The sequence below is a fragment of the Acetobacter indonesiensis genome, assembly GCF_000963945.1.
In the GTDB taxonomy this organism is placed as follows: domain Bacteria; phylum Pseudomonadota; class Alphaproteobacteria; order Acetobacterales; family Acetobacteraceae; genus Acetobacter; species Acetobacter indonesiensis.
In genome coordinates, this window is sequence record NZ_BAMW01000006.1 from 57,744 (window position 1) to 75,266 (window position 17,523).

The 17,523-nt window shown below is 54.5% G+C and carries 14 protein-coding genes and 1 pseudogene; 2 read left to right on the plus strand and 13 right to left on the minus strand.

The genetic code is table 11. The features are described 5' to 3' along the window. Positions 1–77: 77 nt before the first annotated feature. Complete coding sequence (locus Abin_RS01580) at positions 78–3,059, plus strand: TonB-dependent receptor domain-containing protein (RefSeq protein WP_255319232.1); 2,982 nt, start codon at positions 78–80, stop codon at positions 3,057–3,059. A 309-nt stretch (positions 3,060–3,368) separates the two neighbouring features. Here Abin_RS01580 and Abin_RS01585 read toward each other — a convergent pair whose 3' ends face one another. From Abin_RS01585 to Abin_RS01620, 8 genes are all read right to left on the minus strand, one after another. Next, a complete protein-coding gene (locus Abin_RS01585; RefSeq protein ID WP_048844610.1) occupies positions 3,369–3,794 on the minus strand; it encodes a DUF1489 family protein in 426 nt (141 codons plus the stop codon). 196 nt (positions 3,795–3,990) lie between these two features. Then, complete coding sequence (locus Abin_RS01590; RefSeq protein ID WP_048844611.1) at positions 3,991–5,097, minus strand: nucleoside hydrolase; 1,107 nt, start codon at positions 5,095–5,097, stop codon at positions 3,991–3,993. Positions 5,098–5,582: 485 nt separating this feature from the next. Then, complete coding sequence (hemW, locus tag Abin_RS01595) at positions 5,583–6,743, minus strand: radical SAM family heme chaperone HemW (RefSeq protein ID WP_048844612.1); 1,161 nt, start codon at positions 6,741–6,743, stop codon at positions 5,583–5,585. Then, the gene (locus Abin_RS01600; RefSeq protein ID WP_048844613.1) at positions 6,740–8,725 is read right to left on the minus strand and encodes a potassium transporter Kup; all 1,986 of its coding nucleotides are present in this window, start codon (positions 8,723–8,725) and stop codon (positions 6,740–6,742) included. Before Abin_RS01600 ends, hemW begins: the two co-directional genes overlap by 4 nt. Positions 8,726–8,820: 95 nt before the next feature. After that, positions 8,821–9,522 carry a YggS family pyridoxal phosphate-dependent enzyme gene (locus Abin_RS01605; protein ID WP_258027415.1) on the minus strand — a complete coding sequence of 234 codons (702 nt, stop codon included), beginning with the start codon at positions 9,520–9,522 and terminating at the stop codon, positions 8,821–8,823. Between the two features lie 141 nt (positions 9,523–9,663). Continuing rightward, positions 9,664–10,674, minus strand: a complete 1,011-nt coding sequence (locus Abin_RS01610; RefSeq protein ID WP_048844806.1) for an NAD(P)H-quinone oxidoreductase — start codon at positions 10,672–10,674, stop codon at positions 9,664–9,666. A 153-nt stretch (positions 10,675–10,827) separates the two neighbouring features. Continuing rightward, on the minus strand, positions 10,828–12,597 hold the full coding sequence (locus Abin_RS01615) for a chloride channel protein (protein WP_048844807.1): 1,770 nt from the start codon (positions 12,595–12,597) through the stop codon (positions 10,828–10,830). A 237-nt stretch (positions 12,598–12,834) separates the two neighbouring features. Beyond that, a complete protein-coding gene (locus tag Abin_RS01620) occupies positions 12,835–13,893 on the minus strand; it encodes an ABC transporter substrate-binding protein (RefSeq protein ID WP_048844615.1) in 1,059 nt (352 codons plus the stop codon). A 92-nt stretch (positions 13,894–13,985) separates the two neighbouring features. On the opposite strand from Abin_RS01620, the gene Abin_RS01625 reads away from it, so the two are divergent. Beyond that, positions 13,986–14,183 (plus strand): hypothetical protein, encoded by a 198-nt coding sequence (locus Abin_RS01625; protein ID WP_174766808.1) that lies wholly within the window; start codon positions 13,986–13,988, stop codon positions 14,181–14,183. Positions 14,184–14,240: 57 nt separating this feature from the next. Here the strand turns inward: Abin_RS01625 and Abin_RS01630 are convergent, their stop codons facing one another. The 5 genes and pseudogenes from Abin_RS01630 to Abin_RS01650 form a co-directional block, all read right to left on the minus strand. After that, on the minus strand, positions 14,241–14,468 hold the full coding sequence (locus tag Abin_RS01630) for a hypothetical protein (RefSeq protein WP_048844809.1): 228 nt from the start codon (positions 14,466–14,468) through the stop codon (positions 14,241–14,243). A gap of 163 nt (positions 14,469–14,631) precedes the next feature. After that, on the minus strand, positions 14,632–15,183 hold the full coding sequence (locus Abin_RS01635) for a gluconokinase (protein WP_084593414.1): 552 nt from the start codon (positions 15,181–15,183) through the stop codon (positions 14,632–14,634). Between the two features lie 36 nt (positions 15,184–15,219). Continuing rightward, positions 15,220–15,921: pseudogene (gene rpiA / locus Abin_RS01640) on the minus strand (ribose-5-phosphate isomerase RpiA); the annotation flags it as partial. A 35-nt stretch (positions 15,922–15,956) separates the two neighbouring features. After that, positions 15,957–16,697 carry a 6-phosphogluconolactonase gene (gene pgl, locus Abin_RS01645; protein WP_048844616.1) on the minus strand — a complete coding sequence of 247 codons (741 nt, stop codon included), beginning with the start codon at positions 16,695–16,697 and terminating at the stop codon, positions 15,957–15,959. 4 nt (positions 16,698–16,701) lie between these two features. Then, on the minus strand, positions 16,702–17,520 hold the full coding sequence (locus Abin_RS01650; RefSeq protein WP_048844617.1) for a Cof-type HAD-IIB family hydrolase: 819 nt from the start codon (positions 17,518–17,520) through the stop codon (positions 16,702–16,704). Positions 17,521–17,523: the final 3 nt, after the last annotated feature.

Here is a 17,523-nt window from a genome sequence, read left to right on the forward strand (position 1 = left end):
CTGGAATCATTCCTTAAGCCCAATGTCACCAAATTATGTCACAAATGTTTCACGGTTTTTCAAAGAGGACTTAGTGGATGTCTCATAGAGACCGCCGGAAGAAGCGTCTGCCTCTTTCTTTTTCACTGCTTTACGCGTTGCCTGTGATGGCTGCGGCTGCTCCGGTTGTTGCCGATGCTGCAACCAGCAAGGCAACATCTTCGCACGCTACGCGGGCTGTGCATTCTAAATCAGTCAAAAAAGCTTCTGTTGCTCACACAGCAACGACACCCCGTGCAGGGGCTCCTGTCTCAGGGGTGACGCCAACAGTTGTGCAGTCAGCGCCTGTAGCCTCTTCAACCATCAAGCGTGCTCGGGCAACCGATACGGCTGATGGTGGCACAGAATCTGTGCTGGTGACGGGGTCTTTCTTGCGTCAGGGGCGCAACACCAGCCCGAACCCGGTTCAGATCATTAGCGCAAAAGATATCCAGCAAACTGGTATCACCAATGTGGGTGATTTTTTGCAGCGTATGCCGTCTATCGGTTCAAGCGGCCGTGGTAACGCTGATACCAATGGCGGGGCAGGTATCTCCTGTACGGATCTGCGTAACCTGGGATCCAACCGTGTTCTGGTTCTGGTCGACGGCAAGCGTTTGACCCAAAGCGGTGACAGCACCAGTTCCTGCGTTGATATGAACACCATTCCGGTTATGGCTGTTCAGTCGATTGAAATTCTGAAAGATGGTGGGTCTGAACTGTACGGTGCTGATGCCGTATCAGGTGTGATCAACATCAAACTGAAGCACAACATCAATACCGGTGGCGTAAACCTTCGTGGGAATATTACCCAGCGTGGAGATAACCGTACCGGCCTGATTTCTGCTTACAAAGGCTTCAACTTCGACCATGATCGCGGCAACATTACTGTAATGGGCCAGTATGACACACAGGGTGGTGTCATGATGAAAGATCGTGCCTGGTCTCGTTATCCGCAGGCAAATAACCCTGCAAACCCTGCCAGCGTAAGCTATGGTTCAATCATTTCTTCCAAAGGCACGTATTTTGGAAGTGATACCTATAACAGCAATAATCAGGGATCTTTGATACCTTACAGCAAAGATAACCGTTACAATTATAACAAAGATTCATCGCTGCTGAATCAGACGCAAAATGCCAGCTTAATGGGCGATGCCCATTACGATTTTGACAAGCATTTTACGCTGTATTCAAACGTGATGTACAGCCATAAAACGTCGTGGACGCAGATGGCCCCCATGCCTGCGACGGGGAGTGTTGCGCCTTCAACATTGCCAAGCGCAATTATGATCCCGACCGATTATCCCGGTAATACCAGCGGTGAAGAACTGCAGATGTACCGCCGTATGTCAGAGTTCGGTAATCGTAAAACTGAAACAGCTATTGACAGCTTGACGGCAAAAGTGGGTGCAAGTGGCGAAATCGCTGCTGGCTGGATGTACGATGCCTCGTTCACTTATGGTTCTACGATGGCGAGCTTCCAGACTTCTGGCGTTGGGAATTATGCAAATCTGCTGCGTGAATGGGGCCTTGATGCCGAAACACCAGGTGATTCAGCTACTGCTCTCGTCTATAACCCTAATTCTTGCGTAGGGTATGCTGGTTGCGTGCAGTCAAGCGCGCTGGGTGCGCTTTCTCCGGAAGCGGCAAGATACGCAAACTATACCGAACACGATAATTCACAGTACACCATGCGCGATACTAATATGCGTATTCACAACGACCATGTTGTGAAAATGCCTTATAAGGGCGGTGGGGATCTGGGTATTGCGCTGGGTATGGAACACCGTAGCGAGCAGTTTAGTTATCACCCTGACCCGCTTATCGCCAGTGGCGGCTCTCTGACCAATACAGTTGCAGCAACTGGCGGTGGCTTCAATGTGTCAGAAGCTTACATTCAGGGTAACCTTACCCTTCTGAAGAACGTCCCATTTGCAAAAAACCTCTCCATTGATGGTCAGGGTCGTTATTCTACTTATAACACCTTTGGCAGCACCTATAACTGGAAGGCTGGTATCAACTGGGCACCGACACGTGATGTAGCGTTCCGTGGCACTCTTGGTACGTCATTCCGTCAGCCTAGCGTGTCCGAAATGTACGGTGGCACGGTTATGAGCTATCTTGGCGCGAACGATCCGTGTGACATGACACAGATTACCACTTATGGTGGGCGTCAGGCTGCTGTTATGGCGAACTGCATGAAGAAGGGCATAAACACCAAGACCTTCCAGCAGGCGGGTTCTGGTCAGGTTGGAACGCTGATTGGTGGTAATCCTAACCTGCGTCCTGAAGTGGGCCGTACCTATACGTTTGGGGCCACTTTCACGCCGCATTGGATCCGTGGCCTGTCCACGAGTGCATCGTTCTGGCACTATCGTGTTTCCGATACGATTGGTGCTCTTTCCACCCAGTATGTGTTGGACGGATGCTACACGGGTTCCAGCCCGACCATGTGTAATTATGTAACTCGTCTTGCAAATGGACAGATCAATACCGTTTCTGCCCTGAATGCTAACTTGGGTGCTTTAACAACCAGCGGTGTGGATTGGGATCTAAGCTATCGCTTCCGGGTGAGTGATGCTGACTGGTTCATGGTCGAAAACAACTTCCAGCGTCTTGTAAGCTACAAACAGCAGCAGATTCCAGGTGGCCCACACTATAACTATCTGGGCTCCATCACTTATCAGTCTGGTGGTACTTCCAACCCGACTGTGCGTGATTATGCAACGCTGACTTGGCACCATAACAACTTCAGCGTGACTTACATGATGCAGTATATGAGCGGCATGCACTGGAATGATGGTACCTACACCATTCATAAATCTGATGGTTATGGCCGTGTTAAAACGCCATCCATGGTGATGCAGGACCTGACGTTCAACTACAATCTGAAGCGCTGGAATTTCCAGTTTGAAATTCAGAACCTGACTGACAAACAGCCTCCGTTCCTGGTGAATACGTCTAGCAACAGTAACGACTCTACCTATAGTGGTTGGTATGCTGGCCGTACTTTCCTGTTGCAGGCAGGTATGAACTTCTGATCTGATACAGACAGAATTTAGCGACTATCTGATAAACTCCCGGCTGAAAGGTCGGGAGTTTTTTTATTGCTTATAGACTTGGTAAGGAATGATTTTCTGGAACCAGAAATAAAAAATATGACTGGCAGTGGACGAGTAAATATTTCTATCTGAAAAGCTAAATTTCTCAGTCTTGCGTAATCTCTTTCTTAAAATAGTATTCTACCTGCGGTTTGACAGAAATAGTGTCAAAGCCAGAGACCGTTACGAAGGTCGGGAAAAATACCTAATATCGACATAGAGTGGGAAATAATATTCTGCCTCGTTGCCCTATAACCCAAGTAAGGTCAGTTCTTTCTGTAAATGTGGAGGAAGGTTTGTGAGCATTGACCCGGTCAGGTCAGGCGGTGCGTCCTTACTGTCCAGATAACGCCAGCCTTGAAACGGGCGCAGGGCGCGGGGTTCCACTCGGATGATTTCGGGCGATAGCAGAAAGAGCGTGCCTTGTGTGCCATCGCTTCGGGTGTCTGTCTGGATGTCTAGCACGCGTTGGCGGCACTGAATCAAACCGGCAATCACGCGATACAGTGACCCACCTTCAAGAATTTCTTCTGATCGACGGGGGAAGGATCGGGTGTGTACAACAGGCAACGCACCATATTCGCTATGATTACGGCAGTTCGTCGCCTGTTTTTGTCGTTCGCTGAGTTCTTCAACAGAAGTAACGCCAACAACAAGTTTGATCAGGTTGAGCATAAGGCTACGTTAGAACAAAATGAGACCAGAGAACATTCCATTTTTTGCAAGCGGCTGTTCGCTGTAATGGCGGAAAATCTGCTGTGACCTGGAACACGCTTTTCATTTCAAAGTGTGAAAAGCGTGTTTTTGCTTCTTGTTGATAGTCTGGAAGAAAGCACGCATTCTTGCGTGCTTCACATAGCTAAGCGCGATATTACAGAGATTGTGCCTGTTGAACAAAGCTGGTCAGGAACCGGTCGGCATCAATTTTCTGGACGATAGTTACTTCACGGACATGCATGGCGCGTGGTGCAAGGTCTTTGGGCCAGACATGGGCGTGGCCGTAATGAATGCCTTTGCTGATATCAATATCCATATAGGCTTTGACGGATTGCTGAATCAGAGAGGGGTCAGCCGTAATGGCTGCGGCCATTTCATCCCACATGGGCAGCGGTGAATAGTATTTGCTCAGATAGCTGGTGACGGCTGTGGGTTTCTGATTGATTTTTGCCATGTAGTCTTTGGTCATCATCACATCGTTTGAGATATTGCCAACGACGGTAATGTTAGCCCACGGGGCTGTCAGCGTAATGTGGGCGGCCTCGGGGTCAAAAATCATGTTGAAGTCAGAGGCAAAATCCGCGTTGCCGGTAATGGACATCATGTTGGTGTCAAGCAGCCCCCCCATGAAGACAAGTTGTTTGGCTGTGGCTGCAAATGTGGGGTCAAGACGGATGGCAAGGGCCAGATTGGTCATTGGCCCGGCTTCAAAAATCGTAACCTGATGAGGGTGTTCATGGACCATACGGATCATGAACAGGGCCGCGGATTCTGACGCAGCGGCCGTTTTAGGTGCGCCCTCTGGTAATTTCGGCAGGGCAGGCTGGGTTTCTGCGGCCTTATCAATCGAGCCTAACCCGCCCCACGCCCCTTTCCACGGGATACGACCAAATTCCTGCTCACGCAGTTTCATCAGGGCTACAGTATTGATCAGGGGATAGACTGCCCCATCAGCCACCGGGATATCAGATTTATGCGCGATTTCCAGAAAACGACGCAGATGTGCAGATTCCGCATTTTCCCAGTCATCGCCGGTGCTGACCGTAAACCCCAGAACCTTGATATGCGGGTTGGCCAGCAGCGGAATGACAGACTGAATGTCAGACCCGCCCGGACCGAGGAAATCATTATCTTCAATAACCAGTGCCTGCTCTGAAGCGCCTTCTGCTTGAGCCCGCGAAACAGGTGTGGACAGGAGAGCAAGAACTGACGCAACGGCGGTGGTGATGCGTAAAGCGGAAAGAGAGATGGGCAGACGCATGGGAGCCTCGGGGCAGGAGAAAAATGGCTGCTCCAGTAAAGGAACTAATTGGGACTATAGAGAGATGTTGACGCCTAAAAAAAGATGCTTCTGCTTGTGACGGGAAAAAAATGCTCGCATTGTAGGGCCTGTTACGACCGATAGCAGCCTTGGCGATACATTCTGCTCACAGTTGGGGACTAGGTGCAAAGGCGCTTTAGGGATGGATGTCGGCGTTTCGGTCTTAGATTGAGGTGGCATCTAAAGCGAACCAAAGCCTGCAATCTTTAGGTTCATTAAACCCCTGTATCAGGGATGGTCGGGCGTCATCATAACATAAGTAAAGGAAGCGGCTAAAAACCTGATCATGGTTCGTAAATGCTCCGGCTATCGAGTGCTTTTTTAGCGTAATTCTGCACGGTTTTTCTGGACGGGAAACGTGCAATGAAGCGTCGAACCATCAAAGAAAGCATAGTGCAAAGTAGGGCGAGGAGCCGCCGCGGGTTTTAGAGCACAAGGGCGCGCAGCAGAGCCTCTAGTCGTAGTCGGCCTTCCGGGGTGGCGTACAACCTCGTCGCAGTTTGCTCCAGATATCCTTCTTCAAGGGCTGCGGCCAAAATTGTTACGTCTGTTGCCTCGGTCAGCGTCATGCCTGTGCGGGTTGCAAAGCGGTCCAAGTTTAGACCCTCTGTCACTCTTAATCCCATCAGCAGCATTTCGCGGGCGCGTTCCATAGGCACAAGTTCATCTTGGGATGTTTGACCGGTGCCTATGCGTTCAACCAGATCAGCCCATGGTTCCGGTGCGCGATGACGACGCGTGGCGAACAGGGCGTTGCCCTGCGTAAGACGCCCATGAGCCCCGGGGCCAATGCCCAGATAATCTCCGTAGCGCCAATAGGTCAGATTATGGCGGCTTTCGCTTCCGGGTTTTGCGTAGTTCGAGACCTCGTATCCGGCTAACCCATGTTGGGCGGTAATGGCGGATGTTTCCTCATACAGGGCAGCGGCTTCGTCCTCATCGGGCAGGGTGAAGGTGCCTGTGCGATAAAGGGCCTCAAACTTTGTACCGGGTTCAATGGTCAGTTGGTAAAGCGACACATGGTCGGCCACCAGACTGAGAGCCTTATTCAGCTCGGCTTTCCAATCCGCGAGGGATTGGCCGGGGCGTGCGTAGATCAGGTCAAATGTAATGCGTGGAAACAGGGTACGGGCGGTTTCCAGCGCGGCAAGCGCCTGTGTTGCAGAATGTTCGCGCCCCAGAAATGTCAGGGCCGCATCATCCAGCGCCTGTATGCCCAAAGACACGCGGTTGACCCCGGCTTGCCGAAAACCGCTCAGGCGGCCTGCTTCCACACTTGAGGGGTTGGCTTCCAACGTGATTTCAAGGTCGGGCAGAGGGTCAAACAGCGTAGTGGCATCTTCAATCAGGGCCGCCACACTTTCGGGTGCCATCAAGGATGGTGTGCCACCCCCGAAGAAAATAGACCCCAGTTTTCGACGGCCCAGCCGTGCGGCATCATGGGCAAGTTCCGTACGGAGGGCTTTGGCAAAGCGGGCCTCTGGCATCCTGTCCCGCACGTGTGAATTGAAGTCACAGTACGGGCATTTGGCCAGACAGAATGGCCAGTGGATGTAGAGAGCAAGTGGTTCTTCGGGCGTGTTCAGATTGCCACCTTCACACCCAACTGCACCACGCGATCAGGCGGAATGCGGAAGAACTCCATGCTGGACGTTGAATTACGAGCCATGAACAGAAAGAGCGACATCCGCCAATGTGACAGGCGCGGCACGGATGAACGGGTAATCAGTTCGCGGGATGTAAAGTAGGAAGCCTGCAAGGCATCGAAATCAACGCCGTTTGCTTTCAGGTCTTCAAGGGCGCGTGGAATGTTCGGCATTTCCATAAAGCCGTAGCGCAGAATAACCCGGTAAATGTTCGGGGCCAGTTCTTCAACGGATACCCGGTGCCCACGGTCGGCTTCGGGCTGGTCAAGGTTCTGCACGGTCACGAACAGCATGTGGTCATGCAGAATCTTGTTGTGACGCAGGTTATGCAGCAGACACGGAGAGACAAAGTCAGGCGTGCTGGTCATGAACACTGCCATACCCGGCACGCGGATGATGCGGGACTGTGGCAGACGCGCAATAAAGGAACCAACCGGCAGGCTGTCCTGACGCTGGCGGCTGACAATCAGGCCACGGCCCTTTTTCCACGTTGTCATCATTAGGGTCAGTACACAGCCCAGCAGAACCGGCACCCATCCGCCATCAGGAATTTTCAGCGCATTGGCGGAGAAGAAAATCAGATCAAGCAGCAGGAAGCTGCCGAAAATGAGCGCTACCTTGTAGTGGGGCCAGTTGAAGTGACGGTTGAACACCACAATGGCGAGTACGGACGTGCAGATAAACGTGCCTGTAACCGCAATGCCGTAAGCAGATGCCAGTGCATCAGAACTACGGAACGCCACCACAAGAAGCACAGCCCCAATGCACAAGAAACGATTGAAGTCGGGAAGGTAGATCTGGCCTTCTTCATCCGCATTGGTGTGGGTAATACGCAGGCGCGGCATGTAGCCAAGCTGGATAAGCTGCCGGCAGATAGAGAAGCCACCTGAAATGCCAGCCTGGCTGGCAATGACTGTGGCCAGTGTTGACAACACAATCATCGGTCCCTGCATCCAGTGCGGGCACAGCAGGAAGAACGGATTTACCAATGTTTTGGGGTCAGAAATAACCAGTGCGGCCTGCCCAAAATAATTCAGCACCAGCATGGGCAGCACAAAGAAAATCCACGCATAGCGAATGGGGGCCCGACCAAAATGCCCCATATCAGCATACAGGGCTTCTGCCCCGGTAACGCACAGTACGACGGAACCCAGCGCCAGAAAAGACAGCTTGCCATGATAGAAGACAAACTCCAGCGCATAGACGGGAGAAAGGGCCATCAGAATGGCAGGGTGATGCAGGATTTGCAGCAGCCCCAAGACGCCGATTGTACCAAACCAGAGCAGCATGACAGGCCCGAAAATGGCCCCCACTTTGCCTGTGCCTATCCATTGCACGCTAAACAGGCTGATAATGACCAGAATGGCGATGGGAATAACAAAATCATGGGCAGCGGGGACGCTGACCTCCACCCCTTCAATGGCTGACAATACCGAGATAGCCGGGGTGATAATCCCGTCACCAAAAAACAGGCAAGCCCCCACAATCCCGACCAGACCAAGCCATAATCGGGTTTTGGGGCTGGTGGCCACCCGTTGTGCCAGGGAACTGATTGCCAGAATCCCGCCTTCACCGTGATGGTCGGCGCGCATGATCAGAAGCACGTATTTCACCGTGACAATCAGGATCAGCGTCCAGAAAATCAGACTGGCGACACCCAGTATTTCCCACGGGGCAACGGTATGGTGGCCAGAAATGACTTCAACGGTAGAGCGGAACGCGTAAAGCGGACTGGTGCCGATATCGCCATAGACCACACCCAGCACACCCAGCAGCGCCGCAAACCCGACAGGGGCGGCTGCGTGTTGGGGCTGGTCGGCATCGAATTCCGTAATATGCCGGGTGTTTGTGTGCTCCCCGGTATTAGGCTGTGCCGCTGTATGTGGATCGGCCCCGGCAGGCGTGCTGGTTGGGTCGGTCATGTCAATTATGGCTCCACGTGGCGTGTGGGGAAAGTGTCCCGGCGGCTTGCATAAGGCGTGTAGGCAGCAGGAGGCAAGTCATCACAGGGCTTCCTTTAGGCTGAAGCAGGGCGCGGGCCAAAAATGGCCGTGCCTACGCGGACAAGAGTTGCTCCTTGCGCAATGGCCTGCGGATAGTCGGCAGACATCCCCATGGACAGCACCGGCAGACCGTGTTCATGCGCCATGCTGCGCAAAAGCTGAAAGTGGGGTGTGGGGTCTTCGGTCGCAGGCGGAATACACATCAGGCCCCGTAATTTGTCACCAAAACGATTGCGACAGGTGCGGATAAAGTCATCGGCCTGTTCACGCGGGACACCAAATTTCTGGGGCTCATCTCCGGTGTTCACTTCAATCAGAAGATCGGGCAGGCGGCCTAGGCTTTCTGCCGCATGGGCCAGTGCATCAGCCAGAGCCGGACGGTCGAGACTTTCGATCATATCGGCCAGCCTGACGGCGTCTTTCGCCTTGTTTGTTTGCAGCCCCCCAATCAGATGCAGACGGAGGTCAGGCGTGGTTTCACGCAGGGCGGGGAACTTTGCGGCGGCTTCCTGTACGCGGTTTTCACCAAAAATGCGCTGACCCGCGTCTATGGCCTGCTGCACACTGCTTGCTGGGTGGAATTTGGAGACAGCCACCAATGTGACGGCGGCAGGGTCTCGCCCAACGGCGTGGGCCGCAGCATCAATACGGGCGCGGACGTCTGCAAGCCTGTCCGCAAGGGGAGGAGATGGGGCTGTCACAATAACGCTTCTCAAACACTGGGGGCGGCCTTGTGTGACTGCATGCTGTGTTCCCGCTTGGGGGCCAGAGCATATAGCCACACATGGCCTTGTTTATGCCACTTTACCCGACATTGGGCTGAATGGGCACCCTTCCTGTCTGCCTGCGTATTAAGATCAGTTATTCTGCTGGGGTGGGGTATCCAGCGTCAAAATGATTTTGCCTGAATGGTCGCCTGCTTCCATGGTCTGATGCGCCTGTACCACCTGCGTAAACGGGAACGTCGCGTGGATCAGGGGACGGATGGTGCCATTAGCCAACAAGGGCCAGACCTTTTCCTGTAACTGGTTGGCTATCCGGCTTTTGGTTGTGGTATCGCGTGCGCGCAATGTGCTGCCGGTTACCACCAGTCTTCGGGTCATGATGCGGGCGAGGTCAGCCTTTTCTGCCTTCGCCCCGCCTTGCAGGGCGATAATGACCAATCTGCCATCCATGGCGAGCGACCGCAGATTGCGGTCAAGATATGCGCCGCCAATCATATCCAGAATAAGGTTGACGCCTTTGCCTTTGGTCAGTGTGCGCAGCCGTTCAGCAAAGTCTTGCTCTTTGTAGTTAATGGCGATGGCACCCAGTTTCTCACACAGGGCGCATTTATCAGCCGTGCCTGCTGTGACGTAGGGAATACCCCCAAAAGCTTTGACAAGCTGAATGGCTGTCGTGCCGATTCCACTTGACCCACCATGAATCAGAACGCGCTCGCCCTCTGTAATAGGAGACGGCATGAACAGGTTTGACCAGACGGTGAAAAAGGTTTCGGGCAGGGCTGCAGCCTGCACGGCATCAAATCCTGTGGGCCATGGTAGGCACTGACCGGCGGGTACCAAACAGTATTCTGCATAGCCGCCACCATTGGCCAAGGCACAGACCTTGGTGCCAATGGCAGGCATGATCTGGCCAACTGACGGCGCACCACAGGCCACAATTTCCCCAGCAATTTCAAGCCCCAGGCGGGGGTTTGCCCCCGGGGGTGGGGGATACAGACCCTGACGCTGCATGATGTCTGGCCGGTTGACCCCTGCTGCCATGACACGGACAAGAACTTCACCCCGGCCCGGTTGGGGAATGGGCAGTGTCTCGATTTTCATGACATCGGGGGCACCGGGGTCGGTAACGCACACGGCCTGCATGGTGCCTGAAAAAGGTGCTTTGGAGGTGTCTGTCATCATACGCCCGGAAAGGTTTGTCAGAGCAGGAAGCGCATCAAGCCCGATTTTGTTGCAAACCAAAAGGGTACAGGGCTTCACGTCTCGGGTAGGGCCGCGGTGACAGAAGGCGGAATGTTACCCCCGATATTTCTCGCCTGCCAGTTCGCGGCGGGTGCGCTCCAGTTCTTCAGCGTAACGGCGGAGAACATAGCGTTCGCTTAACAAGCCAAGCACCATATTGTTTTCGTTTATGACAGCGCAGGCAGGCCTGCCTGTGCGTTCAAAGCAAGCCAAGGCATCAGACAGGCAGGTCTGGGGCAGCAACGCTTCATCGTCTGAGGGAACAAGGTCAAGCAAAGGGGTGGAATCCGCATAACGTGCTGCATGGAACGTCACGTTTTCGACCAGTCCTTTATAGCGGCGGTGTTCATCCCGCAGAATGATATAGCGCGGCGCGGTGCCTGGAAATTCGGCCCGGGCACCAGCAACCGTTTCCGTGGCAGGGAAAGTGACAATTTCCGTGCGCATCATGCGCTCGACCGTCAGGTTCCGCATCCAGCCGACATCTACACCAGAGCGAATATTTTCGCCCCGCAGATGAAACCGCCATGTTGCGAATGAATAGCCAAAAGTACGCCGCACGGTAATGGACGAGACAATGGCGGACACCATGACGGCCGTGGTCAACGGCAGGCTGCCGGTTGTTTCAAGGGCCAGAAACACCATTGTCATCGGGCCGCCGATGACTGCAACGGCCAACGCGCACATCCCAACAACAGCGCAGACTGAAACCGGCAGAACCGTGAGGGGGGAGAGAACGCCTGCGAAAACAGCCCCTGTCAGCACGCCCAGATAGAGCGAGGCAAAAAACAGGCCACCACGGAAGCCTGAACCAATGGAAATGGCGGATGCAAGCGCCTTTAATCCCAGCAGACCAAGAGCCAGCAGCAGTGGCGGCGTATCAATCAACCCGGCGCGCATAGCCATATGGCCGGAAGACAGCACCGACGGGGAAATAAGGGCCAGCAGGCCGACCAGAAGTCCGCCTAATGCAGGCCGCATCCACACAGGAAGGGGAAGCGCGTGAAAAGCGCGTTCAGTCAGTGTAACGCCTTTCATTAATCCCACGGCGACCAAGGCGGAAACCCCGCCCAGAACAGCAATCGGCAGATAGGCGAGCGGGGGAATGGAGGCTGGGGTCTGCACAGTGACAGCAGGCAGTACAGTGCCCGTTAGATGCACGACCCCTATGGCGGTCACGGCGGAGAGTGCAACAGGCGCAAGTGCGGTGAAGGAATAGGTGCCGATAATCAGTTCAAACGCATAGAATGCGCCTGCCAACGGTGCGTCAAATGCAGCCCCGATTGCGCCAGCTGCCCCGCACCCGACCAGCAACCGTACATCGGCCCGGTGCATACGAAGCTGGCGGCCAATGCGGGAACCGAACGCTGCGCCTAACTGACTGAATCCAGCCTCCAGCCCCAACGATGCACCACAACCGTTTGAGATAACGGTTTGTCCGGCCACCACAAGGCTATCGCGCAGGGACATACGGCCACCATGCAGGGCGTTGGCTTCTACCGGGTCAACAGGACGGAAGCGTGCGGTGCGGGCCAGAAAATATCCTGCGGCCCCAAGCAGGAGCCCACCAGAGACGGGCACCAGCAACGCCCTGATGGGCGCGATGGATGGCAGGCCCGAAAGACGCCCGGACTCCGGTGCCAACAGATGGTGCGCCAGAAAAGTGGCTTCAGTCATAAGACTGACCGCCCCCCCGGCCAGCAACCCTACTAAGGCAGCCAGAGCCACCAGCCAGAGTGTGTCCGTACGCACCAGAGCCCTGAGCGCAGCCAGAAACCCCGGCAACGTGGCATGGGTGCGCATATGGCCCAGCAAGCCCATCATGGGTGCGAAGGGTGCGGCGGGTGGACAGGGATGTGGTGTGTCACAAGGCAGAACGTGCCTGTTCCGGCCTGCAAGAGCAAAGGCTTTTTGCACATGGGGTCCAGATGCCATGTCTGGCACTGGCAAACCATGACAGTTTTAAGAAACAGAAAACTGCATCAAAGAGGCTAAGGAGGAATGCCGTTTTACAACGGCACTACACCGGGAATGAGCGAAGGATTGAAAGCTGTTGCCACATCAGGGAGTAGTCGCAGGCGGCTTGGCTGCCAGAATACGGCTAATGTCTTCATCCGTCAGATTATAGTGGAAAAAAGTCTGATAAAAATTACGAACATCCTGCGGCAGATTGAGGTCAGCAAAGGCGGTGGGGTGGAACAGCTTGGCTGCCCACTCCATTTGCAGCAGTTCCTCGCATCCGTAACGGTCCCACGGAAAGACGCCTTGAGGATTCCGCGCCCATTTTCCTTTCTGCACTGCTGGCAGCGCCTGAAACGGAGAGGACGCATCAATGTCTCCGGCTGTGGGGCCAAGGACGATGATATCAGGATTCCATGCTGCAATCTGTTCAAACGTGGTGGGGCGATGATTGCCTGACACCGTGGCTGCGTTTATGCCGCCCGCTGTCTGAATCCATGTGTCGATCATGGTGTCTTTCCCGTCAATCTGAAGCGGGTTCAGAGTAGCGATATGCAAAACACGCGGACGGGCAGAGGCGGGTATTTTAGCCACGCGAGTTTGCAGCAGAGTCGTCAACGCATCCATTTTCTGCCGATAAAGTGCCGCGACGTCGTGGGCCTGTTGGGTGCCGAGTGCATCGGCTGTCATATCAATCGTACGCAGCATGTTGGGTATGGTGGTGTATTGGGCATGCAGGGTCGGTAACCCCACTTTGCGCAGATTTTCGGCCTGCGCGCGCTGGGGCACAATGACCAGATCAATGTGACGGGCCAGCAGATCTTCCGGGTTGACGGTATCAGGCGTCACGCCCGTTTCAGCCTTCAGCAGAACGGGGGCGACCTTGAACAGCCACGGGCGCGTTGATGGCTTTTCAGCCGAGACCTTTATCTTGTCAGCAGCACCCAGCATGACCAGAACTTCGTTATGGGCAAACCATAAATCCGCAATGGCGGTTGGGGTATCCTTGATCTCGACGGGTGTGCCGCTCATATCGACAACAGTGCGGGCTTCGGCTGCTTTTGATGCAAACGGACTAAACATCATCGCCGTGCCGAGCAGGGCTGCCAGCAGAAGGGAACGACGACTTTTGGTGCAGGCTGAAGCAGGAAGCGCGCGCATACGGACCTCGGAAGAAATGAGAGTATATACGTTAGAATATAGAAACGGAGCGCGCAACATGGCGCATATCACAGTCAGCACAAGGAAAGGCGATGCGGCAGCATAAAGTGATGCTGGGGGAGAAGGTGTTGTATCAGGCCGCACAGCTTTCCCATGCGCAGCGGTTTGCCAGTGCGCGTCAGGCAGAAGGTGTGGCCTGTCACGTTGTGCCAGATACCACCCCGCGACAGCCCAGAGCGGTGCGGATTAATCGGCTCACTGGAAAACCGTATAAAAAACCAGAAAAATAGCGGGCATTGGCGCGAGCATAAGCATTCTGGTTACAGAAATGACCAGAGTTTGTAGTGTCAAACAACCACAGTGCGATTGCGCCGCCACGTTTCTTCTAGGGCATCGGCCGGGTCCATGTGGGTTTCACTCCACGCGCCGTCTGTATCGGGAGCATGAGCCAGCGCACGCCATTGTGCCGTTCCCGGCAGGCGTTCAAGTTTGATAACCCATGACGGAGGGATGCGGGTCAAAAGCCGTTCAATTTTCTGGCCCGATGTCAGCGGTTTTGCGTAATTGTGGCCCATCGCATTCATCCCGTTTGTTCGCTGTGTCGTAAACAAGACACTTAAAATAAGGCAGGCCCGTTTCAGATGAAACGCTTACTGCCCTTTGACGCACGGATTATGCATGGTGCCACCCGCAGGGAAAGCGCTAACCGGCGGGTGGCTGATAGAACAGTTCGGTGGTTTACAGGCTTTTCAGTTTTGTCAGAATGGTTGCGATTGTTTGCGGCGGCGGGCTTGCGACGGAAATGGTCATCGCGTGCTCATCATCGGTTGGGGGCTCCAGTGTCTGGAGCTGGCTGGGCAGCAGGCTGGCCGGCATATAGTGGCCTTTGCGCGTCTGAAGCCGCTTGATCAGGACGGTTTCATCAACGTGCAGGTAAATGAAAACAGGGTTCAGCCCGTCACGCCGCAACACATCGCGATAGGAACGCTTTAATGCAGAGCATGTCAGAATAGCGCCCGAACCGCTTTTTTCACATTCAGCCAGCCATTCATGGCACCGTTCCAGCCAAGGCCAGCGGTCTTCATCGTTCAAGGGAATACCGGCTGCCATTTTCTGCACGTTGGCAGAGGGGTGCAGGTCATCCCCTTCCTGAAAAGGCCAGCCCAGTTCGTTCCGCAGGCCTTCAGCGATTGTGGTTTTGCCGCAGCCCGAAACACCCATGATAACCAGCAGATGTTTGCCAATTCCCTCTGCCGCGGGCTGGCTGGGCAGAGTTTGCTTGCTGCCCATAACTTCGCTGCTTAACTGCGCGGCAGATCGGTTGCCGGGGTGCAGAATACGGATACCTTCCGGTCCTGCGGTAATGGTCTGCGTGGCCATGTGCAGAAACAGGCCATGTTCAATCACGCCCACAATATTATAAATGTTCTGACTGAGCGTGTCCGGGTCTTCAATCCGGCCAAACACACAATCCATGATCAGGTTTTTTTCATCGGTCAGATAAAAAGACCCGTCACGGTTTTTTCGTGGTGCAACGTGGGCACCCAGCCGTGCCAGCCGTGCGGCCGCACTTTCCCAACCAAAAGGAACAACTTCCACCGGCACGGGGCAGAGGGTGCCAAGATGGTCAACATACTTGCTGTTATCTGCCACCACGACAAACTGCCGTGCGGCGGAGGCAACAATTTTCTCACGCAGAAGCGCCCCGCCACGGCCTTTGACCAGATTAAGCGTGCCGGGTTCAATTTCGTCCGCCCCGTCAATCGCAATATCCAGATCAGGATGTTCAGCAAAGCCGGTAATGGGGATACCCTCTTCCCGGGCTTGCGCTTCTGTTGCGTCTGATGTGGGGATTGCACAGATACGTAAGCCTTCTTCCCGCACGCGGCGGCCCAGTTCTGCCACCACAAAGACAGCGGTAGATCCGGTGCCCAAGCCAACGGCCATACCGTCCCGCACCAGAGACGCGGCCTTTACGGCAGCCTGCTGTTTGAACTGTGCGGCAGGATCAAGTTGCGGTCCGGTCATGGCGGTTTTCCTCGTTCTTGTTCTTCAGCGTCACGTTATGCGTCAGGTGCGGCGGCTTGGTCTAGAACCCAGAGCAGGTCCCCCATAGCAGTAATCGCACTGGCAGGGCAGGAGGGGTCTTGTGCCCGAACCTTTGCAACCGTGTCTTTCTTGCTGGCCCCTTCGACCAGAAACACAACATGACGGCTGGCATGAATGGCGGGGTATGTCAGCGTAAGGCGCGTATAAGGGGCGACAGGCGGCACACAGGTTGCAACCCATGCCGTGCGTTCTTTCAGCACAGGTTGACCCGGGAACAGGGATGCCGTGTGTCCATCTGCGCCCAGCCCAAGCAGATTGACGTCAAACAATGGACGGTCAGCCTGAAGCGTATCTGCACCGTAAAACTGTTTCAGCCGTGTTTCATAAGCCTTGGCCGCATCTTCTGCTGACCCAACGCCGGGCATGGGGTGCAGATTTTCAGCCGGTACTGGCACACGGGAAAAGAGTAGCCGCTGCATCATGCCAAAATTGCTGTCTTCATGGTCATGCGGCAGGAAACGGTCATCACCCAGGAAAAACTGCATCCGTCCCCAGGGAAACCGGCTGGCATAGGGTTCAGTCGCCATCAGGCTGTACAGACTTTGGGGGGTGCTGCCACCAGATAACGCAATGCTGAAAGGACCGTCGCTTTTGCGTGTGGCCAGATCAAGCAGCCAGTCAGCCAGATTCCGCGTTGCGTCCTCACGATTTGCAAAAACAGAGACGCTGCCTGTGCGGGTATCCTGTCCGGCCATATTTTTATTCCTTTCCAAACACAAAACGCTCAATGCCTTTGGCAAATCCGTCTTCTTCAGATGACGCTGTTACCCATGTTGCGGCTGATTTTACATCTTCCGTGGCCTGTCCCATCGCGATTGAAAAACCGCTGACCTGAAACATCAGCGTGTCATTGGGCTGATCCCCCAATGTTAACATGCAGGAAGCCGGAATGTTCAAAAGACGCTCAAGGGTGTGAACAACGCCGCCCTTGTTGGCATGGGGATGTGTGATGTCAACATAATAGGGTTGGGAAAGTGCAGCGGATGCATCTGCGCCAAGTTCTGCCTGCAATGTGGCGGCAACGCTTTGCATACGTGCTGCATCATCGCTTACACCGGTAATCTTGATCACGTCATTCAGGGCATCTGAAAAATCTGATGTCTGACGTGGGGGGAATTTGACGGTCCACTCCTCGCGCGCCACATGGGGGCCTTGGGCATCAGGCACCAGCCATTCCGTGCTGGTATAAAGCCAAGCCGGGACCTGATGGTTTTTGAGGATAGCGAGGGTTTTTTCAGCTGTTACGGCAGGCAGGCGCAGCGCCTCAATCAATGTAAGGTCAGGTTGCACCATCATGCCGCCGTTGAACCCTGCAAACGGGGTGTTCAACTGTAATGCGGGAAGCAGCATGGCCATACCACGGGGCGGGCGACCAGACGTAATGGTGAAGAGAATATCCTGCTGTTTCAGGGCTTCGACAGCACGGATAGCACGCGGAGTCAGAATTTTCTCACGCGTGACCAGCGTGCCGTCAACATCCGCCAGCACGAGACGAATATCATGCTGGAAGAGTGTCATGAG